Here is a 25,923-nt window from a genome sequence, read left to right as displayed (position 1 = left end):
TGCGAACTCCGTGGCAGATCATAGGCCTTGGAGATCGCAGGCCAGTCGGATTAAACGGGCATCCTAGCCCGCTTCAAATAACGCCATGGCCTCGACATGCGCTGTCTGCGGAAACATGTCGAGGATCCCGGCACGTTTTAGCCGGTAGCCTTGCTTGACCAGCTCAACCGTGTCCCGCGCCAGCGTCGCCGGGTTGCAGGACACATACACCAGGCGCTTGGCCCCCAGGGTGGCGAGCTTGCGCACAACCTCCAGGGCACCATCGCGGGGTGGGTCCAAGAGTACCGCAGAAAAGCCCTGTTTGGCCCATTCCGCGTCAGTCAAAGGCTGAGACAAATCGGCCTGAAAAAACTGCGCATTATGCAAATTGTTACTGACGGCATTCTGTGCCGCCCGGTCCACCATGGTCTGCACACCTTCCACCGCCACCACTTCGCGCACCTGTTTCGCCAGCGGCAGGGCAAAGTTGCCCAGGCCGCAGAACAGGTCCAGCACCCGCTCATCAGGCTGCGGCGCCAGCCAGTCCAGGGCCTGGGCCACCATCGCCTGGTTGACCCCGGCGTTGACCTGGACAAAATCCCCGGGTCGGTACGCCAGCTCCAAGTCCCATGGGTCCAACCGGAAACCCAGTGACTGATCAGGCTCAACAGGTTCCGGCTGGCCTTCGCCATGCAGCCACAACTGGGCTTCATGGAAGCTACAAAATTCTTTCAGGATCAGCAGGTCCGCGTCCGACAACGGCGCCATATGCCGCAGCAACACAGCGACGGACGAGCCACTGAACAACTCCACATGCCCCAGGGCCTGAGGTTTGCTCAGGCGGCGCAGCATGTTCGGCAGACGCTGCATGATCGGTTGCAAGGCCTGTACCAGCACCGGGCAATCATCGATGGCGACGATGTCCTGGCTGGCCACGGCGCGGAAACCCACTTCGAGTTTTTTCGCCTTGGCATCCCAGCGCACGGCCACGCGGGCGCGGCGTCGGTAAGCGAATTCCGGCCCACTCAACGGTGCGGCCCACTCTTGCGGTTCGACACCGGCCACGCGGGACAGTTGCTCGGCGAGCATGCGCTGTTTAAGGGCGAGCTGTTCGTCATGGGGCAAGTGCTGCACGCTGCAACCGCCACAGCGGCCGAAGTGTGCGCACGGTGCCGGGCGACGCAGTTCGCTGGCCTTGAACACGCGTTCGGTGCGGGCCTCGACCACTTTGCCATGGGTGCCCAACACCCGCGCTTCAACCTCTTCGCCGGCCAGCGCACCGTTGACAAACCAGGTGCGACCTTCAAAGAACACGATGCCGCGGCCGTCGTTGGCCAGGCGCTCGATGGTCAGGCGTTGCTTCTTGCCCACGGGAATCTGTGGGGCCCGGCTGCCGCCCGTCGGTTGGAAGCGCAGGCCTCTCTCGTGCTTGGCCATCAGTTGGGTTCGTCGAAAATGCCGGTCGACAGGTAACGGTCGCCTCGGTCACAGATGATCGCGACGATCACCGCGTTTTCCACTTCCCGGGACAAGCGCAACATACCCGCCACGGCGCCGCCGGATGACACGCCGCAGAAGATGCCTTCTTCACGCGCCAGGCGGCGGGTGGTGTCTTCGGCTTCACGCTGGGCCATGTCGATGATGCGGTCCACGCGCGTCGCGTTGTAGATCTTCGGCAAGTACTCTTCGGGCCAGCGACGAATGCCTGGGATGGCCGCGCCTTCCATCGGTTGCAGGCCGACGATCTGGATCGCCGGGTTCTGCTCCTTGAGGTAGCGCGAGTTGCCCATGATGGTGCCGGTGGTGCCCATGGAGCTGACGAAATGGGTGATGGTGCCCTGGGTCTGACGCCAGATTTCCGGACCGGTGGTGGTGTAGTGCGCTTCGGGGTTGTCCCCATTGGCGAACTGGTCCAGCACCTGGCCACGGCCTTCGGCGGCCATGCGCTCAGCGAGGTCGCGGGCGCCTTCCATGCCTTCTTCCTGGGTGACCAGCACCAACTCGGCGCCATAGGCGGTCATCGCCGCCTTGCGCTCGGCGCTGCCGTTGTCGGGCATGATCAGCACCATCTTGTAACCCTTGATCGCGGCGGCCATGGCCAGGGCGATCCCGGTATTACCCGAGGTGGCTTCGATCAGGGTGTCACCGGGCTTGATCTGCCCACGCAGCTCGGCGCGGGTGATCATCGACAGCGCCGGGCGGTCTTTTACCGAGCCGGCCGGGTTGTTCCCTTCGAGCTTGAGCAACAGGGTATTGCTGGTTTCACCCGCCATGCGTTGCAAGCGGACCAGGGGCGTGTTGCCGACGCAATCGGCGATTGTAGGGTACTGCAAGGTCATGGCGTATTCGCAATCCAGACTGCGGGGGCGAACATCATACCGGGAAAGGTCGGCGGGCCATATCACGCAAAGTGCGGTGCTTATGGCTTAAAGGCATAAGCGGAAAAGAGGGTGAGCTTGAGGGCCCCATCGGGAGCGAGCCCCCCTCCCACACTGGACCGCATTCTCATGCTGGAACTCGGTCGAATGTGGGGGGGCTTGCTCCCGATGGCCGCGCCTCGATACCCCGCCTAGCCCAAATGCCCATCGCCATGATTTTTCTGAAAGACCTCCTCCCCCATCGCCGCAATCTGCCCTTCGATCAATGCATCAAACGGCTTGAGCAACGGTTCAAACGACACCGGCGCCTCCAGCACCTGCAATGCCTGCACAATCGCCTCCACCGTCGACAACGCCCCTGCCCCCGGCGCCTTGCGCAGTCGATAGCGAGACACGGCGCCCTCCGCCAGCGTCACCCGAGGCAGCGCCGCCAGCAAAGGATTGAGGTGCAGCAGTTTGCGCGCCTTGCGCCAGGTGCCGTCGGGCACCACCAACAATAACGGCTGATCGCCGGGAGCATAGGCTTGCAGCGGCTGGGCATCGTCAGCCGGAAACAACAGCCGCGCCTGATAGCCGGGCGGGTTCAACAGGGTCGGCAGATCATCAAAGACCTCGCCCACTACCAACTGCGCATTGTTCAATCCCAACGCCGCCAGCCGCGCGGTGTTGAGCGCATGGTTGACCTCGCTCGGGTGCTGCAAAACAAGCACGCGGGTGCGGCTATCGAGGCAGGGGATCAGTGCACACAGGCAATGGGCAGCGGGCCTGAGGCAGCGGGAGCATTGGGGTCGGGACATGGTTATTCAGGCCTGATTGAGCTGGGCTTTGAGTAAATCGCGGAAGGTCTGGATCAGCGGTTCGCGGCTGCGGCCGCGGCGCATGATCATCGAGAACGGCGCCTGGTAGCCGAAGGTCGCCGGCAGCAAGACGCGCAGGTCGCCTTTGTCGGCCCAGGCCTGGGCGTAGTGCTCGGGCAGGTAGCCGATGTAGGCGCCGGAGAGCACCAGGATCAGCTGCGCCTCCATACTTTCCACCGTCGCGGCGCTGTGCTTGAAGCCGTGGCGCGCCAGTTCGGCCTGGCTCCAATAACCGCGGCCGACCATGCGTTGCTGGGTGATCACCTGCTCGGGGATACGTCGTTCGCTGAACAACGGATGCCGGGTGCTGCAATACAACCAGTGTTGCTCGCGGTACAGCGGCATGTAGATCAGCCCGCTCATGCGATTGGAAAAGGCGCCGATGGCTAGGTCCAGGCGGTTGTCCTGTACACCGAGTTGCAGTTCGTAGGGGCTCATCACCGATAAATTCAGGTGCACCGCCGGGTGCTCCAGGCTGTAGGCGCCGATAACCTCGGCGAACGGCAAGGCCTTGTCGCTGACGGTGGAGTCGAGCACGCCGAGCTTGAGCGTGCCGCGTAGCTCGCCCTTGAGCGCGGCGGCGTATTGCTCGAAGCCTTCCAGCTCACCCAGCAGGCGCAAGGTTTCCTGGTGAAACAGCTCGCCTTTGCTGGTCAGGCTGAACCCGCCCCGGCCGCGATGGCACAGCACCAGGCCCAACGCGCTTTCCAACTGGCTCATATAGGTGCTGATGGCCGAGGTAGACAGGTTGAGTTCGTGCTGGGCATTGGCGAACCCCTGGTGCCGCACGACGCTGACGAAGATGCGCAGGAGTTTCAGATCGGGCAAGGCGTTGGCCATGGGCGGCTCCGGGTGTCGGTCGCAGCAGTCTACCTGCGCGCTTTAGTTTAGAAAAATCTGAACTAAGTATTTGCCCCTGCCGATTCTTCCCACCTCGGGCTTTTCGCAGAATCGGCCCCTAATAAACAACACAACGATGAGGCAATCCCGTGGACAAGATTTTCCACCAACCACTGGGCGGCAACGAAATGCCGCGCTTCGCCGGCATCGCCACCATGATGCGTCTTCCCCACCTGCAGTCGGCCAAGGGCCTGGATGCGGCCTTTGTCGGCGTGCCCCTGGACATCGGCACCTCGCTGCGCGCCGGCACCCGCTTCGGACCGCGTGAGATTCGCGCCGAATCCGTAATGATCCGCCCCTATAACATGGCCACCGGCGCCGCGCCGTTCGACTCGCTCTCGGTGGCGGATATTGGCGACGTGGCGATCAACACCTTCAACCTGCTGGACGCCGTGCGCATCATCGAAGAAGCCTACGACGTGATTCTCGAACACAACGTGATCCCGATGACGCTGGGCGGCGACCACACCATCACCCTGCCGATCCTGCGGGCGATCCATAAGAAACACGGCAAGGTCGGGCTGGTGCACATCGATGCCCACGCCGACGTCAACGACCATATGTTCGGCGAGAAAATCGCCCACGGCACCACCTTCCGCCGCGCCGTGGAAGAAGGCTTGCTCGATTGCGACCGCGTCGTGCAGATCGGCCTGCGCGCCCAGGGCTACACCGCGGAGGACTTCAACTGGAGCCGCAAACAGGGCTTTCGTGTGGTGCAGGCCGAAGAATGCTGGCACCACTCCCTCGCGCCACTGATGGCCGAGGTGCGGGAAAAAGTCGGCGGCGGCCCGGTGTACCTGAGCTTCGATATCGACGGCATCGACCCGGCCTGGGCGCCGGGCACCGGCACCCCGGAAATCGGCGGACTGACCACCATCCAGGCGATCGAGATCATCCGTGGTTGCCAGGGTCTCGACCTGATTGGTTGCGATCTGGTAGAAGTTTCGCCGCCCTACGACACCACCGGCAACACCTCGCTGCTGGGCGCCAACCTGCTGTACGAAATGCTTTGCGTACTGCCCGGCGTGGCCCATCGCTGATGAGCGCGCAGGAGGTATTGAAAGCCGCCGCCGACCTGGTGTCGGCCTTTGCGCGCAACGACCGCGCCGCCTACTTCGGCGCGTTCACGGCCGATGCCAGTTTTGTGTTCTACACCCTCCCCCAGCCGCTGCTCAGTCGCGATGCCTACCAGGCGTTGTGGGACAGCTGGCGCCGGGATGAAGGATTTGAGGTGCTGTCCTGCACCTCAAGTAACGCCGTGGTCAGCCTGCAGGGTGATGTGGCGATATTTATTCATGACGTGGCCACCGAGCTGCGCATGAACGGGGAGCAATTTTTCAGCCAGGAACGCGAGACCATTGTCTTCAAACGACAAGGATCTCGCACAGAACAACAAGAAGGCCTGTGGCTGGCCTGTCACGAACATTTGTCCGCTATGCCGGAAGGGCTGCCGCCCCCTTAGCCAATGTGATCGGAGCTGATCATGAATAATAAAAACAACCATAAAAGTATTCGCACAATAGAAACCAACGGGGTCGAACAGATCCCCGACAACGAACGTACCGCCGGTCCCAAAGACCTGTTTCGCCTGATCTTCGGCGGTGCCAATACCTTTGCCACCGCCGTACTGGGTTCCTTTCCAGTGTTGTTCGGCTTGTCGTTCCACGCCGGCGTCTGGGCGATTGTGCTGGGTGTGCTGGTGGGGGCGGTGATCCTCGCGCCCATGGGCCTGTTCGGGCCGATCAATGGCACCAACAACGCCGTGTCTTCCGGTGCGCACTTCGGCGTGCACGGGCGGATTGTCGGCTCGTTTCTGTCGTTGCTGACGGCGATTGCCTTCTTCTCATTGTCAGTGTGGAGTTCAGGCGACGCGCTGGTCGGCGGTGCGAAACGGCTGATCGGCCTGCCGGAAACCGACCTGACCCTGGGCCTGGCCTACGGCGTATTCGCCATGCTTGTACTGACGGTGTGCATCTACGGCTTTCGTTTCATGCTGTGGGTCAACCGCATTGCGGTCTGGGCAGCGAGCCTGCTGTTCCTGTTGGGCATCTTCGCGTTCGCGCCGACCTTCGACAGCCATTTCGCCGGCACCGTAGCCCTGGGCCAGACCGGCTTCTGGGCGGCGTTTATCGGCGCGGCGCTGGTGGCCATGAGCAACCCGATTTCCTTCGGGGCGTTCCTGGGTGACTGGTCGCGCTATATCCCACGGGAGACGCCGAAACTGCGCATCATGCTGGCGGTGGTCCTGGCACAAATCGCCACCTTGATCCCGTTCCTGTTCGGCCTGGCCACCGCGACCATCGTGGCGATCAAGGCGCCCGACTACATCGCGGCCAACAACTACGTCGGCGGTTTGCTGGCGGTGGCACCCACCTGGTTCTTCCTGCCGGTGTGCCTGATCGCAGTGATTGGCGGCATGTCCACCGGCACCACCTCGCTGTATGGCACCGGGCTGGACATGTCCAGCGTGTTCCCGCGTCTGCTGTCGCGGGTCAAGGCCACGCTGCTGATCGGGGTGATGTCGATTGCCTTCATCTTTATCGGACGTTTCGCCGCCAACCTGGTGCAGAGCGTATCGACCTTCGCCGTGCTGATCATCACCTGCACCACGCCGTGGATGGTGATGATGATCATCGGCCTGATCGTACGTCGCGGCTTCTACTGCCCGGATGACCTGCAGGTCTTCACCCGCGGTGAAACCGGCGGCCGCTACTGGTTCAGCCATGGCTGGAACTGGCGCGGGCTGGGGGCCTGGATTCCAAGCGCGTTGGTGGGCCTGTGCTTCGTCAACTTGCCGGGTCAGTTTGTCGGGCCGCTTGGCAACCTGGCGGATGGTATCGACATCAGCCTGCCGGTGACGCTGGGGTTGGCGTCGGTGGTGTACCTGACGTTACTGCGTGTGTTCCCGGAACCGGCTTCGGTGTATGGCCCCGAGGGCTCCCTTCGCAGCCCTGCGGGGGCAAGCTCCCTCGCGACAACAAGCGCGCCTACTGCCTAAAACAATAATCGGAGAAACGCCGTCATGGCTTTGGATTTATTCGTCGTACTCATCTACGCCGCCGGCATGCTCGTGCTCGGCTATTACGGCATGCGCCGCGCCAAGACCCACGAAGACTACCTGGTGGCCGGTCGCAACCTGGGCCCGTCGCTGTACATGGGCACCATGGCCGCCACGGTACTGGGCGGTGCATCCACTGTCGGCACCGTGCGCCTGGGTTATGTGCATGGTATCTCCGGCTTCTGGCTGTGTGCCGCGCTGGGCATGGGGATCATTGCGCTGAACCTGTTCCTGGCCAAGCCGCTGTTGAAGCTGAAAATCTTCACCGTCACCCAGGTGCTGGAAAAGCGCTACAACCCTATGGCCCGCCAAGCGAGTGCGGTGATCATGCTGGCCTATGCGCTGATGATCGGCGTGACCTCGATCCTGGCCATCGGCACGGTGCTGCAAGTGCTGTTCGGCCTGCCGTTCTGGATTTCGGTGTTGCTGGGCGGTGGCGTGGTGGTGATCTACTCGACCATCGGCGGCATGTGGTCGCTCACCCTTACCGACATCGTGCAGTTCGTGATCAAGACCGTCGGCCTGATGTTTATCCTGCTGCCGATCTGCCTGTACCGCGTCGGCGGCTGGGACGAACTGGTGGCCAAGTTGCCGGCGTCGAGCTTCAGCTTCACCGCGATCGGCTGGGACACGATCATCACCTACTTCATGATCTACTTTTTCGGCATCCTGATCGGCCAGGACATCTGGCAGCGAGTGTTCACCGCCCGTGACGAAAAGGTCGCCAAGTACGCAGGCACTTTCGCCGGTTTCTACTGCATCCTCTACGGCCTCGCCTGTGCATTGATCGGCATGGCGGCCCATGTACTGATTCCGGACCTGGACAACGTCAACAACGCGTTCGCGGCCATCGTCAAAGTCTCACTGCCGGACGGCATCCGAGGCCTGGTGATCGCGGCGGCACTGGCGGCGATGATGTCGACGGCCAGCGCCGGCTTGCTCGCCGCCTCCACCGTATTGACTGAAGATTTGCTGCCACGTCTACGCGGCGGTAAACAGTCGAGCCTGGCAATCAACCGTCTGTTCACGATGTTGACCGGCATTGTCGTGCTGGGCATCGCACTGGTGGTCAATGACGTGATCAGCGCCTTGACCCTGGCCTACAACCTGCTGGTGGGTGGCATGCTGATCCCGCTGATCGGCGCGATCTTCTGGAAGCGGGCGACCACGTCGGGGGCAATCACGTCCATGACCCTGGGCTTCGTGACGGCGCTGGTGTTCATGTTCAAGGACGGGCTGGATGCGAACACGCCGATCTACTACAGCCTGGCGGTGGCGTTGGTGAGTTTTGTACTGGTGAGTGTGTTGTCACGCCGGCCAGAGGCGGAGGTGGCTCGGGCGGTGTAGGAAATAGGGGGGTTAGAGCGGTTTCTTCAGCGGGTGCGACGTCGGATGTCGCACCCGTTTTTTCATTAATACAGTGCCGAAACCGCAGACGCCTTTGCCTGGATGATTTCCTGGACCAAGGAGGCCCACACCAACCCCTGCGTCGTACCCCCGGCATACGTTCCTCCGGCGGCAATGCGGTTGTAGGCGGAGCAATAGACTATCGACAGTCCATCCGGAGTACCAGGCCTGGCACATTCGATAATTTGCAACTCGCCACTTTCGATTGCCCGGCGGTAAGACTTTGGAAAGTGACGAGCGACGGCAGCCTGGCATGCCGTCAGTATCTGCTCCTTGTACGCGGACGTGGAATCGGGCGGGACCTGCCCACCGGAGACAAGAATGTAGTCCCCGTCCAAGCGGCAATTCATGACACCGATGGGCAGATCGTACTGCAGTTTTAGTCCGCGCATTCCGACAGCTTCACTATCAACAGCACGTATCTTGAAAAACCAGCCAATGATCGCGATGACCTCTTCTTCCTCGACCCCCATGGCAGTGACGACGAGGTGCTCTCTGCTCAACTCAGCAATTTGGACAGGGCTTAGATACTGGGGTAGGAACTGAACCCCAGAGCGCGCCAAAAGCGCCACTATCTCATCCCTCAGATGGGCAAATTCCAGATCGTAGCCCGAGACTTCGATAGCCCGGCCAATCCCTGGGACGCCATAAATTACCTGGAATTGCAGGCGACTGATCTCTGCAAGTTCACCTCCTGGCTTGCCACTCGGCCAAGGCCTTTTTTCGATATCGCGTTGTTCTTGGATCGCGACCTCTACGCCACTAGCGTCGTCCATATACGCTCGTACAATCCGCGACCGTGCAAATCGTGCCAGAGATGGATTGTCAGCCAGAAACTTTTCAAACAGCTCGATGCCTGCGCGATTGCACTCCACGGCCAAGTACTGATTTCCAGGCGTTAGATAATCATTATTCAGCGGCTTCGCAGTAGTCTCCGTGGCTGATAGATGGCGCATGTTCACCTGCTTATGACTGGCGCCATCGCTCTGCTGATTTCCTCCGTAGACCGAGACCTGATAATTAGCCAGGCGGAACATCACGGCTTGGAGCAGGCCGTTGATACCTCTACCGATGATCGACACACGCGGCGCGCCGGCATCTGCCTGTTGCGCAGGGATCATCAATGAGTGGGCAAGTTTGCGCCTCACAAGGCAGCGCAAGGCGGTCAAGCTCAGTTGAATTGAAACGGCATAGTCAAGATCGCAATGGCAGGCCTCAGTCATCGCCGCCTGGGTTGTCAGGGTCGCCGGTTTGCGCCACTTGGAGACACTGCAGCCGAGTGCTTCTACGCGCGCCCGAAATGCATCCAATGTCCCAGGCCCGTAGTCCAATACAAGCTGGATATCTTCAGCCGTTGCCAGGGCTCGCAAAGCGTCATCGCTGAAGACATCTGGCTTGGCCACGCAGACCAGACGAGCTTGTCTGTGCAGGCACTGAATGAGGGCCCGATCAATGCGATGGGTGGACTCATCATTCAGGGATAAACAGATAGCGACAGCACTGGCCCCGTCCAGCGCCCCGAACCAGTCCACGCCAAACGACACTCGGCTGTCGGAGCGGGCTTTGCCCAGAGTGTCCGGCCCTTGAGCGTGTCGATCCAATACCTTGATCCGAACATCCGGATCTCGATCAAGCAACAGCTTGACCAGTTCTCTACCCACATTACCGTATCCCAGTACACAGACGTCACGGGGCAGGGAGCCATCGGCGAGTGTCAGCCAGCGCGCCATATAGGCGGCGACATGCGGCGCGTTGACCCCCGGCGTATTGACCACGCGGATGTCGTTGGAATCGCAAAGATCCAGTCGCACCTTATCCAGGCTCGTACCTCTGCGGATCAAATGGAGGTCACCAAATGGGTGGGATATGCGCCATTGGGCAATGACGTCTGCATCGATCGCCTGGTCTCCGACAATCATCGCCGATGGACTCAGGAGGCCGATCTGTATGAGTAGATCGTGCTTGGTTAATGTCGGGGGAAAGAACACTACGTTGCTGGGTGCGTGAGCCTTCCAGGCTCTCGACACAGGTGCGAGATGCAGGATATTGCCGGTTATGGCGATGAGTGACGCGGCGACTGGCGGAATGGAAGAGAGCCTCATAGCTTTGTCTCCAGCAATTCTGACTGACTAATGCCTCGCAGAGAGCCATTCAATGGAGGTGGGGCGTTATTGAAATGCCCTTGAGGAACTCAACCTACGCTCATCGTTTGAATTGAATAAGCCAGCCGCTTCTGATGAACAAGTAGCCTGATTCCCACACTTGAACGTCAAAAGCCTGACTGACCTGCATAGATTGGGACTACTCACCCGTGTCACCGGGGAACAACAGGTGTTTCCTGGAAGCAGGCGCTTGCATCCGAACGATTGTTCAGATCACCAGGGGCGAGTGAGTGCTGTGGAGTGAGGGGGTTATCGCGAGGGGTGACTCGGGCAGCGGGAGGTATGACTGGCGCTAAAAACGCCGCATGGGCGGTGCGCCATCGGATGTCACGCCCGTTGGTTTTGCCTGGCGCAAAATAAACGGTGGGAGCCGGCTTGTTCACGAAAGCGCTGGATCAGTCAATCATTCCATTAACTGACACAGCGTATTCGCGAGCAAGCCCGCTCCCACCTTTAATCCTGCTTCGGCCGGAGATTATCTGCGGCGCGGACGACGCTGCTCGTCATCGGTACGAATTGGCACCGGCTGCAGCGGTGGCTCGATCAGGCCCAGCGCAACGCCGAGGTCATGGAGCCAGTTTTGAATTTTCTCTTTCATGGTTTGCCCCCTTTGAGGGTAATGCTGATAGGCGCAAGCTCTGTCGCCTTTTCCTACATTGATAGTAGCCCTAAGTCCTACGTATTGCTTGAACGAAACCACAACGAACTATTACTGAATTGATCCAAATCCTGTCGGATCGTTCAAGCAATTGCGCGTGCTTCATGCAGGAAATCTGCCCTGCCCTCTTGCTGCAGGTCGATCCATGCGTTGAGGTTAGCGCCGAGCATACCCTTTCGCCACATCAGCCAGGTGGTCGCAGTGGCAAAAGGCCCTGTCAGCGGATGAACGGACACGCTGTCCTTGCCCGGCAGGCTGTCGAGCATGGATTCGGCCATCAGCGCCACGCCTGAACCGGCGATGACGCAGGCGAGCATGCCTTGATAAGACTCGATCTCAATCGCCCGCCCCATGGCGACGTGCTCGTGGGAAAACCAGGTTTCCAGGCGCGTGCGGTAGGCGCAGCTGCGGCGGAAAGTGAACACCGAACGCCCAGCAACGTCCTGTGGTCCGCGCACGGGCGGGTGGTCTGCTTCACATATCAGTACCAGGCGTTCTTCGCACAGGACTACACCGTCCAACGAGGCGATAGTGATGGGCCCGTCCACAAAAGCAGCATCCAGGCGACCGGTAATCAACCCTTCGAGCAGTTCACCACTGGGCGCCGATTGCACCTGCAGGTTCACCATCGGATAAGCCTTGTGATAGCGCGCCAGCAGCTTCGGCAAATGCACCGCCGCCGTGCTGTACATGCTGCCCAGCACAAAATTGCCGGCCGGTTGCCCGCCTTGCACCGCACCGTGGGCTTCGTCATGCAAGGCCAACAGGCGAGTGCTGTAGTCCAGCAACACCTTGCCCGCCGGAGAAAGCTGCAAGCGCTGGCGCTCGCGCAGGAACAACTCCACGCCAAGCTGTTCCTCCATCTGCTTGAGCCGGGTCGACAAGTTCGACGGCACCCGATGCAGGCGTTCGGCAGCGCGGGTGATGGAGCCCTCTTCGGCCACGGCCTGGAAAATCCGCAATTGACTGAACTCCATACCTTTCTCCAAAACTGAACAAGTTACTCACTATTATTCATTTTTACAGAAAGTCAATGCGCTTTAGCCTGCAGGTATTCGCTTACCAGCAGGACACCTGAGCATGTCACCCCTGATCCGCTTACTCGCCAGCTTTATCGCCCTGATGATGGCCATGGGCATTGGCCGCTTCGCCCTTACCCCGCAAATGCCCCATCTGCTCAGCGAGGGCCAGATCGACCTGACCGACGCCGGGCTGATCGCCGCTGCCAACTACTTGGGCTATTTCGTCGGTGCGGTGGATTCGATTTTTGCGCGCAGCCATCACCACGTGCGCGGTCGCCTGTACGGCGGGCTGTGGTTGTGTGTGTTGCTGACACTGGCGTCGTACTGGGCGCATGGTTTCTGGCCCCACTTGCTGTTGCGCTTCGGCACTGGCGTTGCGAGTGCCTGGGCATTGGTGATGATCACCAGCCTGAGCCAGCCGCTGGCGCTTGCCGCCGGGCGTGCACGCCTGGGCGCGCTGGTGTTCGCCGGGCCGGGGCTGGGGATTGTGTTGACCGGGTTACTGGCGCTGGGCTCCAACCTGTTGGGTCAAAACTCGGCAACGTTGTGGCTGATCTATGGTGTGGTGGCGCTGGTGATGCTACTGGCAGTCCTGCCCTTCCTGCCCCAGCCGTCTGCCGTCACTGCGCCTGTTGCAAGCCATGCCGACGCGGCCAGCAACGGCAGCATTACCCACCTGTGCTGGATCTATGTGTTGTTCGGCCTGGGCTACATCATCCCGGCGACGTTCCTATCACAGATGGCCAGCGCGCAATTCAAGAGCGCCTGGCAGGCCGATCTGTTCTGGCCCTGCTTTGGTTTGGCCGCGGCGATTGGCGTGGTGGTCGCAAGCGTGCGTCCCAAGGACCCGGACACCACCCGTCGCTGGCTGATGACCACGTTGTGGCTGCAAGCGGCCGGCGTATTCGCCTGCCTGCTGGGTAACAGTTGGGGTCTGGCGCTGGGGGTGTTGCTGTGCGGCGCGCCATTCCTGGCCTGCATGCAGTTGGTGATGGCGCGCCTGCGGGAGATTGCCCCCCACGGCTATCAGCGCAACACCGGTCTGCTGACCGCCAGCTTTGCCATCGGCCAATTGAGTGGACCGTTGCTGGCGTCGGTGAGCAGCCACCTGAGCGGTGGCCTGCAACCCGCGCTGGTGATCGCCGGTGCAGGCCTGTTAGTGGCGGGAGGGGTGTTGGTCAGCCCGCGACCAACGGTGCCGGCGCGCGAACCTGCTCTCGCCGCGCCAACACCAGGAAAAACAGCCCACCCAGGAAGCAACCGGTGAACCACGCAAAGTTAGCCATGCCCTGCAGCGCCGGGGTGAAGGTGATCGCGACACCCGCCAATGTAGCGGGCACCAGCGCCTTGACTGCCGTCCAGTTCACGCCGCCGTCGAAGTAATAGCGCCCGCTCGGGCTGTCATCGAACAGCGCGTCGACGTCGATCTTCTGTTTTTTGATCAGGTAGAAGTCCACCAGCAAAATCCCGAACAGCGGGCCGATAAAGGCCGCGAGAATGTCCAGGGTGTAGTGGATCATCAGCGGGTTGTTGAACAGGTTCCATGGGGTGATGAAGATCGAAGCCACAGCGGCGATCATGCCGCCGGCGCGCCAGCTGATTTTGCTCGGCGCGACGTTAGCAAAGTCAAACGCGGGGGACACGAAGTTGGCGACGATGTTGATGCCGATGGTGGCAGTCACAAATGCAAAAGCGCCAAGCAGCACCGCCATGCTGTTATCGATACGCGACACAGTGGCAATCGGGTCATGCAGCATTTCGCCAAACACCGGCAGGGTGCCCGAGACAATCACCACGGTCACCAGGGAGAACGCCAGGAAATTCACCGGCAGGCCCCAGAAGTTGCCGCGCCGCACATCCTGCATGCTGCGACAGTAACGACTGAAATCACCGAAATTCAGGGTCGGCCCGGAAAAGTACGACACCACCAGCGCCGTCGCCACGATCACCTGACCGACCGCCTGCCAGCCCGACAGGGATTTTTCCGCCAGGGTAAAGCTGATATTCGCCCAACCCGCCTTCCACACGATCCAGCCGGCCAGGGCAAACATCACCGCATAAACCACCGGCCCCGCCCAATCGATAAAGCGGCGGATGGACTCCATGCCGGCCCAGAACACGGCCGCCTGCAACACCCATAAACTGAGGAAACCAAACCAACCCAGGTAAGACAGGCCAGCAAAATGCGGCTCTGCATACACCGCCATCTGTGGGAAAAAGCGCAGTACCACAATGATCAAGGCACTCGACGCCAGGTAGGTCTGAATTCCGTACCAAGCCACCGCAATCAGGCCGCGAATCACCGCGGGAATATTCGCGCCGAACACACCAAACGCCAACCTGCAGATCACTGGATAGGGCACGGCGGCCTGCTGGCTGGGCTTGGCCACCAGGTTGGCAATCAATTGCACGATGCAAATGCCTGCCAGCAAGGCAATCAACACCTGCCAACTGGCCAGCCCCAGGGCGAACAGACTGGCGGCGAACACATAGCCACCCACGCTGTGCACGTCACTCATCCAGAAGGCAAAGATGTTGTACCAGGTCCACTTCTGCGGCAGTGGGCCCAGGTCCTGGTTGTACAGGCGTGGGCTGTAGCCTTTGGGCAATTGCTCGGTCATCGCTGGGCTCCTCGTAATACCGGCCTGCGCTTCCGTCACGGGGGTGCATACGGGAGGCGGCATGGTTTGTATACGAGACAGTCAGCAGAATGCGTGCCAATAGAACACAATCCCTCTGAAGCGGGGTTCCAAAGGGGTACGCAGGGGTTTATAGCAGCGAGCTGCGCTCAGCAACGGTGCAGATTAATCCTGTACACAATCAACGGTGCACCCGATGTGCACACAGGTAGCCAACCGTGCAGCACATCGCGGTCAGGCAAGTGCCCCAGGCCATGTCCATCAACGCTAAAGCAGCGGACCAGCCTTGCAACGTGGCCCAGTTGCTCAGGTCATAGGTGCCGTAGGCCACCAGGCCCAGCATGGCGCCCATCCGCGCAGCGCGTTGCCAACTGGCGCTGGGCAAGACCACAAACACCACGCAACCGAGAACATACAAGAGATAGAACAGCGTTGCGGGCAACAGGCGAGGCTGATCGAGCATCAGCGGGCCCAGCAGGGATTTGTAGGTCGGGCCCATGAGGACGCCGAGCCACAAGCCGTCAAGGATAAGGAAGGCGAGCAAAGTGCCGAGGTAGGCGAACACAGACTTCTTGAACATTGATGCACCCTCTGTAGGAGCGAGCTTGCTCGCGAAAATATTCCAGGCGCATCACGGTGTCGGATGGGCCTTTTTCGCGAGCAAGCTCGCTCCTACAGGAGAGCAAAGTGAACTCAGCTTAGTTCAATGCGATCCGCGTGAATCACGATCTGGCCCTGCTTGTAGAGTGCACCGATGGCCTTCTTGAAGTTGCCTTTGCTCACGCCAAACAAGTTGCTGATCACGGCCGGGTCGCTCTTGTCGCTGACCGGCAGGCTGCCGTTGTTTTCACGCAACTTGGCGAGGATCTTCGAGTTGAGGCTGGAGGCCGCTTCCTGGCCAACCGGTTGCAGGCTCAGGCTGATGTTGCCATCGGCGCGGATCTCTTTGATAAAGCCTTTCTCTTCCTTGCCCGGACGCAGGAACTTGAACACTTCGTTCTTGTGGATCAGGCCCCAGTGCTTGTTATTGATGATCGCCTTGAAGCCCATGTCGGTAGCTTCGGCCACCAGCAGGTCGACTTCCTGGCCCACGACGTAGTTGGCCGGCGTCTTGTCCAGGTAGCGGTCAAGGCGTGCGGTGGCGGTGATGCGCTTGGTGTGCTTGTCGAGGTAGACGTGCACCACACAATATTCACCGGCAGTCATCTGACGCTTTTCTTCCGAGTACGGCAGCAACAGATCCTTTGGCAAACCCCAATCGAGGAATACGCCAATGCTGTTGACTTCCACCACTTTCAAACTGGCAAATTCGCCGACTTGAACTTTGGGTTTTTCGGTGGTGGCGATAAGTTTGTCATCGCTGTCCAGGTAAATGAAAACGTTAAGCCAGTCTTCATCTTCACTGGGAATATCTTTGGGGATATACCGATTAGGCAAGAGGATTTCACCATCTTGCGCACCATCAAGGTACAAACCAAAGTTAGTGTGTTTAACCACTTGCAAGCTGTTGTAGCGCCCGACTAAAGCCATTTCCAATACCCTCATTGCGTGGGCGGCATTCTACCCGAGTTGCGCTTGCCACGCGCGTGCGCCTGAAAAATCGCGGGTTTGCCTGGCGTTTCTGTGGCACCGCCCCGCTCGTCCGATCATTCGGCTGAATTTTGCCAGGCCCCCGTGCCGGCTCACCCCGTGGTTTCGAGTTAAAACAGTAAGTTAGGGGCTAATTTCAAAGATAAACTTTGGCTGCTTTCAGCTGTTGCACTTATTCCCGGGGGATATTTACCAAGCAATTGTCAAGTATTTCCTGTACGATGCCTGGCCAAGTTAATTTTCTACAGGTTAGTGGCCGCCATGCGTGTAAAAGCATCCAATAGCAAAGCAAAGCCAGCTCCCGCCGTTGAAACCAGCGAATCGATCAACAGCCAGATTGCTGCTTTCCTCAAGTCCGGTGGCGAAATCCAGCAAATTGCCAAGGGCGTGAGCGGCCAGACTTTCGGCCCGTCCAAGCAGATCAGCCTGGGCAAGAAGTAACACCTGCGCAATACACCTGGTCCCTAAGCGTCTTGCCTTCAAGGCGCTAGGACTAGAGCAGATCCCCCCTCCCGACACACTCATTACCGCGCTAATCGACGAACGGGCCTCGCTGCCTGGCATTCGCCGGTATCCTTGCACACGTCTAGCACGGGCATCTGCCCGACTTTCTCCGTTACCGCTCCTCGCTTTCCATGGAGTGACGCATGTTCAAATCCTGCATTTTCCTGGTCGGCGCCTTGGCAGCCAGCCCCCTCGCCGAAGCGCAGATCTTCCAGCGCGAATTGGGTGACTTCGACCTGAAATTGGGTACTACCCCCAGTCGCAGCATGGCCCAAGGGTTGGTCAAGCCTACCTCGCCGGGCAGTGACTCGTTCCATGGCGGGCTGGACCTGAGCCATAACAGCGGCCTGTATTTCGGTCAATTTTCACCGAACATGGGGCTATCCTCGGCCAGCACCCTCGAAGTCGACTCCTACATGGGGTTCAAGCATCCTTTCGACCAGACCCTGGGCTACGAAGTGGGCCTGATCCACTACAGCTACCCCAAGCTCAGCCCCCTCGACAGCCAGGAGTTCTACGGCGGCCTCAACCTGCTCGGCAATCGCTTCGGCGCCTCGTTCAGCAACGACCCGGACCGCCAGGACAGCACCCTGTTTGCCGATCTCGGCGGCACCCAGCCCTTCGGCATCGGCGTGAGCATGAAGTACACCACCCATCAACTCGGCACTCCGGCCTCGGTGGAAGGCGGCACCATCAGCAGCTTCAGCGACTGGTCGGTGCAGTTCTCCCGCGCCTGGAAAGGCATCGACCTGGACCTGATCTACAGCGATTCCAGCCTCAGCGGCGGCGATTGCTCGGCCTACTCCGGACACAATTCGCAATGCGATGGCCTGTTGACGTTAAAGGCGGCGCGGTCGTTTTATTGATGGGCTGAACTGTCGCGTGTGCCGAGGGTTCACATGCATTAATCCCCTCTGCGCAAGGACACGCCCATGCTGCATCGGCTCAAACTGCTGGTGGTATTCCTGACCCTGAGCCTGGTACTCGCCGGCTGCAACCGCGTAGGCCTGGCTTATCGCAACCTGGACGTGATCATCCCCTGGACCCTCAACGACTACCTGGACATGAACGCCGGGCAGAAGAGCTGGTTCAACGACAAACTCAAGGAACACCTGGCCTGGCATTGCACCACGCAATTGCCGGGTTACCTCGACTGGCTGGACCGCCTGCAAGAGATGGTCGACAACAACCAGGTCACCGATGCAGCGCTGCAAACCCGCACCGTCGAGGCCAAGCAGGCGATTGCCGAAGTGGCGCGGGAAATCACCCCGTCCGCGATTGAATTGTTACAGGGGCTGGATGACCAACAGGTCAACGACATGAACGATGCCCTGGCCAAGGACCTGCGCAAACGCCAGGACGAATACCTCAAGCCGCCGCTGGCCAAGCAGATCGAGGAGCGCGCCGCGCGCATGAGCAAGCGCCTGGATGCATGGATGGGGCCGCTCAGCGACAGTCAGAAGAACCGGGTCATGGCCTGGTCCACCAGCCTGGGCAAACAGAACGAGCAGTGGATCGGCAACCGCGCCAGCTGGCAGGCGCAATTTATCGACGCCGTGCGGCAACGCAACGCCCCCGATTTCCCGCAGAAGATCCAGCAATTGATGGTAGACCGCGAAAGCCTGTGGACACCGGAGTACCGCGCCGCTTATGCACAGACCGAAGCCGCAGCGCGCAGCCTGATCGTGGATTTGATGGCCGAAAGCACCGTGCAACAGCGCCAGAAACTAACGCAGAAAATCGACGGCGTACGCAGCGACTTCAAAGCACTCAAATGCCTGAGGGCCGCTGCGAACTAATGTGGGAGGGCTTGCTCCCACACTGGGTCAGCGTAGTGCCCGCTCAGGCAATCTGCGCCTTCGAAGCCACTTCGGAAAAGGTCGTCGGGTCCAGCGCATCGGCCTGCTCATCCAGTACCTGGCGTGGGTGATCATTGCCCGGGATCGAGCTGTCGATCAGCGCCAATAGCTGCGCACCCAGTGCGGTCAGAATGAAATTCTCACCATTGCCGCCTTCTTCCTCAGGCCGTGACTCAATAAACCCTCGCTTAAACAGCAGCGCTTCATAATCCGCAGCAGTCTTTTTCAACGCATCCAGGTTGCCGGTGGACTCGCCCGCCGCGGCCTTCTCGGCCGCCTCCTGCTCGGCGTATTTGCGCGGGGCAAAGCTGCCCTCGCCGTTCTGCACTTCGTGCAGCAGACGTTCGATCAGATCCCAGTTGTAAGTCGTCATCCTGATTCCTCCTGCAGGCCTAAGGAAAGTAGCCCGCCTGTAGGAGTGACCCTGCGCGCCTGTAGCCGTTCAGACCAACCGACGGGCGTCATTTCTCTGAACTTTCCAGACGTTCGCTACCTCAACTGAGCATCACCGCCAAGGAGGTCCGACCATGAAAACCCTGATGAACCTGGCCATCGCCGCCACGCTGCTCACCGCCCTGCCCGTCTGGGCCTGCACTCCGGAAGAGGCCACCGCCAAGCGCGAGCAACTGGCCCAGGAAGTGGCCAAACTCACCGAGCAGAATCCGAACAAGGCCAAGGAGATGAACGACGAGCTGCAGAAGATGGACCTGGATACTGAAAGCGCAGAGTTCCCTGACAAGTGCCAGTTGATCGACGCGCGACTCAAGGAATTGAAAGAAGCTGCCGCCAAGGCTAAAAATTGAGGACATAAAAAACCGGACAACGTCGTCCGGTTTTTTCACATCCCTGAAGCCTTACTCGGCAGCGGGTGCTTCTGGCTTGCGACGCTTGAGCGGTGCCATGCCGTCCTTGCTGACGAGCGACAGGTTGTCGGTCTTCGGCCGGTTGGCGATCTTGCGCTTGGTCGGCGACTTGGCACCGGCCTTTTTCTTCTCGCCCTTGACGTCGGTCTTTTTCTTCTTCACGCCAACGGCCTTGCCCGACGCCTTGACCTTCTTCGGCCCGGTGTAGGTGCCTTTGACTTCCTTGATGGTGCGGCGCTCGAACGACTGCTTGAGGTAGCGCTCGATGCTCGACATCAGGTTCCAATCGCCGTGGCAGATCAGCGAGATCGCCAGGCCATCGTTGCCCGCACGCCCGGTACGGCCGATACGGTGCACGTATTCGTCGCCGCTGCGGGGCATGTCGAAGTTGATGACCATGTCCAGGCCATCCACGTCCAGGCCGCGCGCGGCGACGTCGGTGGCGACCAGGATCTTCACGCCGCCGGCCTTGAGGCGGTCGATGGCCAGTTTGCGGTCCTTCTGGTCTTTCTCGCCGTGCAGCACGAACGCCTTGTAGTCCTGGGCCACCAGGCGACCGTAGATGCGGTCGGCCGCAGCACGGGTGTTGGTGAACACGATGGCCTTCTGATAGGTCTCGTTGGCCAGCAACCAGTTAAGGATCTGTTCTTTATGCACGTTGTGGTCAGCGGTGACGATCTGCTGGCGCGTGGTGGCGTTCAGGTCGCTGACGTTGTTGACCTGCAGGTGCTCAGGGTTGTTCAGGACCTTGGCGACCATGTCGCGCAGGGTCGAGCCACCGGTGGTGGCGGAGAACAGCATGGTCTGCTGGCGATTCACGCATTCAGCCACCAGGCGCTGCACGTCGTCGGCGAAACCCATGTCGAGCATGCGGTCGGCTTCGTCGAGCACCAGTACTTCGACTTCCTTGAGGTCAAGGTTACCGGCGTTGAGTTGCTCGATCATGCGGCCAGGAGTACCGATCAGGATGTCCGGCACCTTGCGCAGCATGGCGGCCTGGACCTTGAAGTCTTCGCCACCGGTGATCAGGCCGGACTTGATGAAGGTGAACTGCGAGAAGCGCTCGACTTCCTTCAAGGTCTGCTGGGCCAGCTCGCGGGTTGGCAGCAGGATCAGGGTCTTGATGCTGACACGGACCTTGGCCGGGCCGATCAGGCGGTTAAGAATCGGCAGGACGAAAGCGGCGGTCTTGCCACTCCCGGTTTGAGCCGTCACCCGCAGGTCACGCCCTTCGAGCGCGAGCGGGATGGCCGCTGCTTGCACAGGCGTAGGCTCGACAAATTTTAGCTCGGCCACGGCTTTGAGCAGGCGTTCGTGCAGGGCGAATTGGGAAAACACGGGTGCTACCTCGAAGAAATACAAAAAATCAGCTGCATAGGGTACCGGTTTCGGGCGTCCAAACCGAGTGTCTTTACGCGAACGGCGCTAATCAGTTGCTTTTTTGTCAGGGTATTTGTCCACGGCATCAACTTTGTTGCACTTAAATGCTCTAATCGCGCCGTCTTGTCTTACAGAAGAATCGGTTTCATCCATGGATATCAAACAGCTCTGGCTCAACGTCCAAGACCTCTGGGGCGCCCTCGACGAACACCCGCTGCTGCACGCCAGCCTTGGTTTCCTGGTGTTGCTGGTGGTGGCCCTGCTGCTCGGACGGGTAGCACGTTACCTCATCCTCCACGCCGTCAAACTGCTCGGCCGGCAACCGGCCCTGCACTGGCTCAATGACCTGCGGCACAACAAAGTCTTTCACCGCCTGGCGCAGATGACGCCCTCGCTGGTGATCCAGTTCGGCCTGTACCTGGTGCCCGCGCTGAGCAAGACCGCCATCCTGTTTATCGGCAACGTGGCCCTGGCACTGACCATCCTGTTCCTGGTGCTGGCCATGAGCGCGCTGCTCAGCGCCCTGCTGGACATCTACGCCCGCACCGAACACGCGCGTACCCGCTCGATCAAGGGTTATGTGCAGTTGGCAAAGATGGTGCTGTTCGTGTTTGGCGCGATCATCATCGTCGCCACGTTGATCGACCGTTCGCCACTGTTGCTGCTGTCAGGCCTGGGTGCGATGTCGGCGGTGATCCTGTTGGTCTACAAGGACACCCTGCTGTCGTTCGTCGCCAGTGTGCAGCTCACCAGCAACGACATGCTGCGCGTCGGCGACTGGATCGAAATGCCCCAGGTCGGCGCGGACGGCGACGTGGTGGATATCACCCTGCACACGGTCAAGGTGCAGAACTTCGACAAGACCATCGTCTCCATCCCCACCTGGCGCCTGATGTCCGAGTCGTTCAAGAACTGGCGCGGCATGCAGGCCTCCGGTGGACGACGCATCAAGCGCAGCCTGTACATCGACGCCAGTGGCGTACGCTTTTTGCGCGACGATGAGGAAGTGCGCATGACCCAGGTGCACCTGCTCACCGACTACATCGGGCGCAAGCAGGCCGAACTCAAGGCCTGGAACGAAGCCCAGGGCCACAGCGCACAACTGTCGGCCAACCGCCGCCGCATGACCAACCTCGGCACCTTCCGTGCGTATGCCCTGGCCTACCTCAAAAGCCATCCGGATATCCAGCCGAACATGACCTGCATGGTGCGCCAGATGCAAACCACCGCCGAGGGCGTGCCGCTGGAGATCTACTGCTTCACCCGCACCACCGTGTGGGCCGATTACGAGCGGATCCAGGGCGACATTTTCGACTACCTGCTCGCCGTGTTGCCGGAGTTTGGACTGAACCTGTACCAGCAACCCAGTGGCACCGATTTGCGCACCGGGATACTGGCACTGAGCCAAAACACCCAAGCCTCACAGACGCTGCCGAGCTGATAACGATACCGGCGAGGGGCTGCCAAGCGCCTCGCCGCAACGCGTGACAAGCACTGGAACAGCAGTCATCCAAACACCCCGATAAAACGGCAAGTTCACCTGCAACTTGAGCCGGCGCTGGCGCACGTCCCGATAAAAGCCAGCAACTATGTGTAGCCGTTGCTGGCGAGTAATCAAACGGCTCGCCCCATAAGGAAAATTCTTCCTACGCCTTTAGTGAATTTCACTACTTGCGCGCACTATTTCTAATCTGTTTTAAAAAAAACCAACGCCTTAGCATCTGGCCATCGAACAACGCCAGCAAAAGGCTATCCCTCATGTTATGGACAACCCAGCTTTCCGATAATGCAGCAGACTTCGTATTAAGTTCGAATGCCGAAGCACTGACCCACTACTGTGGTGCTGCTGCCTTTGCTCAACCCACTGATTTTTATAGCCAAGGCCCCTATCAGCGGCCTTCCCGGCCGCAGGATGTGACCGATTCAATTATCAGCACCTGCCTGACCAGCGATCAACTTTCAAACAGTCAGCATCTGCTGGCGCAACGCTTGTTATTGAATATCTACGAGCAGGACCTGGTGTTCTTGCCCAAGCCGCCATTGGAACTGGATCTCAAGGCATTCAAACTTTTCTATGATCCGCAACATGCCGCCAGTGGCAAAAAGATCCGCCCGTTACTGGAACACTACTTGTACAACTGGCTCAAGGAAGAAGTGCATATCAACGGCCCTTGGTGCCTGGACTCCTTTATCGCCCACACCGACAAAGTATTGGAGGACGTTGCCCAGGCCGAGTCCAAACTTCACGAAGTGCTGACCACCAGCCGCCACCCCGAACGTGCCGCGCGGTTTTTCATGACCCAATGCGCGGGGGACTTCCTCAGTGAAGCCTCGGCCATGGCGCGTAATGTCCTGGGCAACTGTGGTGTGTACACCAGCGAATTGTTCAAGATCCTGATCGACGAGTACGGCTACGGCGTCGACAAAAAGAAGCACAGCACCATTTTTGAAGACATGCTCAAGGGCATGGACATGTCACATCACGTGCACCATTACTGGCAGTTCTATACGCCGGCGTCGCTGTCGCTGACCAACTACTTCCACTACGTATCGGCCAACCATGGCGAGCTGTTCCGCTATATCGGCGCCATGTACTACACCGAAGCCACATTGGCGCTGACGACCAAGCACCAGTCACGCGCGATCAAGACGATCTTCAACGGCACCGTCTCCACCGAGTACTTCGATGAGCATGCGCACATCGATGTGCACCACGGCAGGATGGCCCTCCAGCGCCTGATCATTCCGATGATCAAGCAGTTCGGCAACAAGATCATCCCCGACCTTATTCGCGGTTTTGAAGAGTTCAAGCTCCTTCAGGACATCGCCGACGAAGAACTGTATGCCCATATCAAATGGCATGACGAGATCGATGAGCATCGCGCACAGGCTGCAGCGCTCCAAGGCAGCAAGCCGGTGGACCTGACGATTACCGAGCCCGAACACGAACTTTCGGTGCTGCACACCCACCCGAATGACGAACTGTTCTGGGTCGAATCAGGCGAGCTGGATTTTGTCGCCAGCCCCGAGCTGACCCTGCGCCTCAAGGCCGGCGAAGGCGTGGTGATTCCCAAGGGAATGCTGCATGGCACCCGCATCGCCAGCCCGTCCTGCACGTACACCGTCACCGCCATCTGAGTGGGCAACCCAATGAAAGCGATCAGCCTGAATCTCACCCACGCCAACTATGTGGCCGTAGAGGAAAGAACCTACTTTCTCAAGCGCCACGCGTATTCGACGCAATTGCTGCCCACCGCGTGCCCCCATCGTGGCGGCCCGCTGCACATGGGCGAAGTGACAGGCGACGGCCAAAGCGTGATCTGCCCCTGGCACGACAACGCCTACAAGGTCTGCAACCTGGAAAAGAAAGCACTGCCCACCGTGCGCGTCAGAAACCAGATCAGCACCGTCGTCGGCGACACCGAGCGCTGTGTGCCGCTGCTTAAAATCTCCCGTTACGACTGATGAAGCCCATGAATACTAAATCGACCCTGACCGCGTTCTACTCAATCGTGACCCTCTTCACCGGCCTCGACATGGCGATTGTCATCGCGATGGTCTGGTTCGGCCTGGAGACGACCGGCTCGACATTCCTGGTCGGCGCCACCTTGTGTGTGGCGACCGTGGTGCCCTATTTGTGCGAGCAGTACATCGGCAAGTTCTTTACGATTGAACTCAGCCTGAAACGGCTGCTGTACATTCGCCTGGCGGCCTTCGCCGCAGTACTGGGGCTGTCGTTCACACAGGCCGCTTTGCTACCGATCGGCTTCCTGGCGATCGCCTTTGTGGTGGGCGTCACCGACTACTTCACCATCAGCACCCTGGAATCGAAAAATACCAAGCTGGTGCTGGCCGGCCTCACCGACAGCGACACCTGCGCGCGGTTGATGCAGACCTCCATCCAGATCGGTGCCTTCGGCGGTGCGCTCCTGGGCGGGTTGATCGTGGATGTGTTTTCGGTCAACCAGACCCTGCAGATCATCAGCCTGGCGGCGATTCTCTCGTTGGCGGCCATCCTCCTGGTGGCCGATAGCCCCAACGAACACGCCGCTGAACAGGCCACCGGCGCCTCCACTGCGCGGCCGCTGGACCTGCCGCGAAACCTCTACATCCTGATCATCGTGTTGAGCATGATCGGTTTCCATATCGGTGCGTTCAACAGCCTGGTGCCGATCGTTTTTCAAAAGCTCAATGAGTGGAATGCCACCCTGTTTGGCGTCGCCAGTGGCCTGGCAGGCCTGGGAGCCTTCAGCGCCGCCGTGCTGCCGCGCATCAAGCTCAACAGCTACGGGGCGATCTCCCTGGTGATACTGGCGGACGTGGCAATCGTCTACTTCCAGAACCTCTACGTGATGATGGCTGCGGCGTTCCTGCTGGGTTTTTGCATCAACAGCCTGCGGATTCAGTTGCGTAAAACCCTGATCGAGTCAGCGCCCAACGCCCGGGTCGCCGACGTGATCGCGGCCAAAAGTTCGCTCTACTACCTGCTGGTCAGTGGCTCGGCCCCCATGATCCTGACGTTCTTCACCACCTCAGGGTTTCTCGGGCTCGAAGGCGCACGCCTGCTGATGATCGTTTCCGCCGGCCTGTTGGCCACTGCCGTCCTGGCGTGGAACCTGACCCCGGCCGCCGCCCCCGCCGCCACCACGGAATAAGGAATACACGAC

At 59.9% G+C, this 25,923-nt stretch carries 25 protein-coding genes; 13 read left to right on the top strand and 12 right to left on the bottom strand.

Features of this window, described 5'->3' with window-relative positions; genetic code table 11:
• Positions 1 to 63 precede the first annotated feature (63 nt).
• The 4 genes from rlmD to AD670_RS13915 all read right to left on the bottom strand — a co-directional run bounded on the left by rlmD (position 64) and on the right by AD670_RS13915 (position 4,054).
• Entirely contained in the window at positions 64 to 1,416 is a 1,353-nt protein-coding gene (gene rlmD / locus AD670_RS13930) for a 23S rRNA (uracil(1939)-C(5))-methyltransferase RlmD (RefSeq protein WP_053133076.1), read from the bottom strand.
• Positions 1,416 to 2,318: a cysteine synthase CysM gene (cysM, locus tag AD670_RS13925; protein WP_053133073.1), complete on the bottom strand. Its 903-nt coding sequence runs from the start codon at positions 2,316 to 2,318 to the stop codon at positions 1,416 to 1,418. The genes rlmD and cysM overlap by 1 nt, the downstream gene beginning before the upstream one ends.
• A gap of 230 nt (positions 2,319 to 2,548) precedes the next feature.
• A complete protein-coding gene (locus AD670_RS13920) occupies positions 2,549 to 3,154 on the bottom strand; it encodes a tRNA-uridine aminocarboxypropyltransferase (RefSeq protein ID WP_053133070.1) in 606 nt (201 codons plus the stop codon).
• 6 nt (positions 3,155 to 3,160) lie between these two features.
• Positions 3,161 to 4,054 carry a LysR family transcriptional regulator gene (locus tag AD670_RS13915; protein ID WP_027603788.1) on the bottom strand — a complete coding sequence of 298 codons (894 nt, stop codon included), beginning with the start codon at positions 4,052 to 4,054 and terminating at the stop codon, positions 3,161 to 3,163.
• A 149-nt stretch (positions 4,055 to 4,203) separates the two neighbouring features.
• Here AD670_RS13915 and speB point away from each other — a divergent pair, with 149 nt between their 5' ends.
• Genes speB through AD670_RS13895 form a run of 4 tightly spaced genes read left to right on the top strand, consistent with a single transcriptional unit; the run spans position 4,204 to position 8,519 of the window.
• On the top strand, positions 4,204 to 5,154 hold the full coding sequence (gene speB / locus AD670_RS13910; RefSeq protein WP_053133067.1) for an agmatinase: 951 nt from the start codon (positions 4,204 to 4,206) through the stop codon (positions 5,152 to 5,154).
• Positions 5,154 to 5,576 (top strand): nuclear transport factor 2 family protein, encoded by a 423-nt coding sequence (locus AD670_RS13905; RefSeq protein WP_053133064.1) that lies wholly within the window; start codon positions 5,154 to 5,156, stop codon positions 5,574 to 5,576. The genes speB and AD670_RS13905 overlap by 1 nt, the downstream gene beginning before the upstream one ends.
• Before the next feature lie 21 nt (positions 5,577 to 5,597).
• Complete coding sequence (locus AD670_RS13900) at positions 5,598 to 7,112, top strand: cytosine permease (protein WP_053133061.1); 1,515 nt, start codon at positions 5,598 to 5,600, stop codon at positions 7,110 to 7,112.
• Between the two features lie 24 nt (positions 7,113 to 7,136).
• Entirely contained in the window at positions 7,137 to 8,519 is a 1,383-nt protein-coding gene (locus tag AD670_RS13895; RefSeq protein WP_053133058.1) for a sodium:solute symporter, read from the top strand.
• A 65-nt stretch (positions 8,520 to 8,584) separates the two neighbouring features.
• On the opposite strand, the gene AD670_RS13890 is transcribed toward AD670_RS13895, so the two are convergent.
• The 3 genes from AD670_RS13890 to AD670_RS13885 all read right to left on the bottom strand — a co-directional run bounded on the left by AD670_RS13890 (position 8,585) and on the right by AD670_RS13885 (position 12,376).
• Entirely contained in the window at positions 8,585 to 10,681 is a 2,097-nt protein-coding gene (locus AD670_RS13890) for an amino acid dehydrogenase (RefSeq protein ID WP_053133055.1), read from the bottom strand.
• A 535-nt stretch (positions 10,682 to 11,216) separates the two neighbouring features.
• The gene (locus AD670_RS31980; protein WP_003193089.1) at positions 11,217 to 11,339 is read right to left on the bottom strand and encodes a PA1414 family protein; all 123 of its coding nucleotides are present in this window, start codon (positions 11,337 to 11,339) and stop codon (positions 11,217 to 11,219) included.
• A 143-nt stretch (positions 11,340 to 11,482) separates the two neighbouring features.
• On the bottom strand, positions 11,483 to 12,376 hold the full coding sequence (locus AD670_RS13885) for a LysR family transcriptional regulator (protein WP_053133053.1): 894 nt from the start codon (positions 12,374 to 12,376) through the stop codon (positions 11,483 to 11,485).
• A 103-nt stretch (positions 12,377 to 12,479) separates the two neighbouring features.
• Between AD670_RS13885 and AD670_RS13880 the strand changes: the two genes are divergently transcribed.
• Positions 12,480 to 13,688 carry an MFS transporter gene (locus AD670_RS13880; RefSeq protein WP_053133050.1) on the top strand — a complete coding sequence of 403 codons (1,209 nt, stop codon included), beginning with the start codon at positions 12,480 to 12,482 and terminating at the stop codon, positions 13,686 to 13,688.
• On the opposite strand, the gene AD670_RS13875 is transcribed toward AD670_RS13880, so the two are convergent.
• From AD670_RS13875 to AD670_RS13865, 3 genes are all read right to left on the bottom strand, one after another.
• Positions 13,600 to 15,042, bottom strand: a complete 1,443-nt coding sequence (locus tag AD670_RS13875) for an NCS1 family nucleobase:cation symporter-1 (protein ID WP_053133047.1) — start codon at positions 15,040 to 15,042, stop codon at positions 13,600 to 13,602. The genes AD670_RS13880 and AD670_RS13875 overlap by 89 nt on opposite strands.
• Before the next feature lie 199 nt (positions 15,043 to 15,241).
• Complete coding sequence (locus tag AD670_RS13870) at positions 15,242 to 15,640, bottom strand: DUF2177 family protein (RefSeq protein WP_053133045.1); 399 nt, start codon at positions 15,638 to 15,640, stop codon at positions 15,242 to 15,244.
• 113 nt (positions 15,641 to 15,753) lie between these two features.
• Positions 15,754 to 16,590: a S1 RNA-binding domain-containing protein gene (locus tag AD670_RS13865; RefSeq protein ID WP_053133042.1), complete on the bottom strand. Its 837-nt coding sequence runs from the start codon at positions 16,588 to 16,590 to the stop codon at positions 15,754 to 15,756.
• Positions 16,591 to 16,911: 321 nt separating this feature from the next.
• Here AD670_RS13865 and AD670_RS13860 point away from each other — a divergent pair, with 321 nt between their 5' ends.
• The 3 genes from AD670_RS13860 to AD670_RS13850 all read left to right on the top strand — a co-directional run bounded on the left by AD670_RS13860 (position 16,912) and on the right by AD670_RS13850 (position 18,953).
• On the top strand, positions 16,912 to 17,091 hold the full coding sequence (locus tag AD670_RS13860; protein WP_003193095.1) for a hypothetical protein: 180 nt from the start codon (positions 16,912 to 16,914) through the stop codon (positions 17,089 to 17,091).
• Positions 17,092 to 17,297: 206 nt separating this feature from the next.
• Complete coding sequence (locus tag AD670_RS13855; RefSeq protein ID WP_053133040.1) at positions 17,298 to 18,020, top strand: TorF family putative porin; 723 nt, start codon at positions 17,298 to 17,300, stop codon at positions 18,018 to 18,020.
• Positions 18,021 to 18,086: 66 nt separating this feature from the next.
• Positions 18,087 to 18,953 carry a DUF6279 family lipoprotein gene (locus AD670_RS13850; RefSeq protein ID WP_053133037.1) on the top strand — a complete coding sequence of 289 codons (867 nt, stop codon included), beginning with the start codon at positions 18,087 to 18,089 and terminating at the stop codon, positions 18,951 to 18,953.
• A 43-nt stretch (positions 18,954 to 18,996) separates the two neighbouring features.
• Here the strand turns inward: AD670_RS13850 and AD670_RS13845 are convergent, their stop codons facing one another.
• The gene (locus tag AD670_RS13845; protein WP_053133034.1) at positions 18,997 to 19,386 is read right to left on the bottom strand and encodes a hypothetical protein; all 390 of its coding nucleotides are present in this window, start codon (positions 19,384 to 19,386) and stop codon (positions 18,997 to 18,999) included.
• 154 nt (positions 19,387 to 19,540) lie between these two features.
• Here AD670_RS13845 and AD670_RS13840 point away from each other — a divergent pair, with 154 nt between their 5' ends.
• Positions 19,541 to 19,816, top strand: a complete 276-nt coding sequence (locus AD670_RS13840; protein ID WP_053133031.1) for a hypothetical protein — start codon at positions 19,541 to 19,543, stop codon at positions 19,814 to 19,816.
• A gap of 51 nt (positions 19,817 to 19,867) precedes the next feature.
• Here the strand turns inward: AD670_RS13840 and AD670_RS13835 are convergent, their stop codons facing one another.
• Entirely contained in the window at positions 19,868 to 21,214 is a 1,347-nt protein-coding gene (locus AD670_RS13835; protein ID WP_053133028.1) for a DEAD/DEAH box helicase, read from the bottom strand.
• Positions 21,215 to 21,407: 193 nt separating this feature from the next.
• Between AD670_RS13835 and AD670_RS13830 the strand changes: the two genes are divergently transcribed.
• The 4 genes from AD670_RS13830 to AD670_RS13815 all read left to right on the top strand — a co-directional run bounded on the left by AD670_RS13830 (position 21,408) and on the right by AD670_RS13815 (position 25,911).
• Positions 21,408 to 22,697, top strand: coding sequence for a mechanosensitive ion channel family protein (locus tag AD670_RS13830; protein WP_053133025.1), 1,290 nt, complete (start codon positions 21,408 to 21,410; stop codon positions 22,695 to 22,697).
• Positions 22,698 to 23,170: 473 nt separating this feature from the next.
• Positions 23,171 to 24,394 carry an iron-containing redox enzyme family protein gene (locus tag AD670_RS13825; RefSeq protein WP_256243905.1) on the top strand — a complete coding sequence of 408 codons (1,224 nt, stop codon included), beginning with the start codon at positions 23,171 to 23,173 and terminating at the stop codon, positions 24,392 to 24,394.
• A gap of 12 nt (positions 24,395 to 24,406) precedes the next feature.
• Positions 24,407 to 24,721: a Rieske 2Fe-2S domain-containing protein gene (locus tag AD670_RS13820; RefSeq protein ID WP_053133022.1), complete on the top strand. Its 315-nt coding sequence runs from the start codon at positions 24,407 to 24,409 to the stop codon at positions 24,719 to 24,721.
• A gap of 8 nt (positions 24,722 to 24,729) precedes the next feature.
• Positions 24,730 to 25,911, top strand: a complete 1,182-nt coding sequence (locus tag AD670_RS13815) for an MFS transporter (protein WP_053133019.1) — start codon at positions 24,730 to 24,732, stop codon at positions 25,909 to 25,911.
• Positions 25,912 to 25,923 lie beyond the last annotated feature (12 nt).

Source organism: Pseudomonas sp. MIACH, assembly GCF_001269925.1.
In the GTDB taxonomy this organism is placed as follows: domain Bacteria; phylum Pseudomonadota; class Gammaproteobacteria; order Pseudomonadales; family Pseudomonadaceae; genus Aquipseudomonas.
Note: the sequence above shows the minus strand (reverse complement) of the source record. Positions and strands in the feature narration are given on the sequence as shown.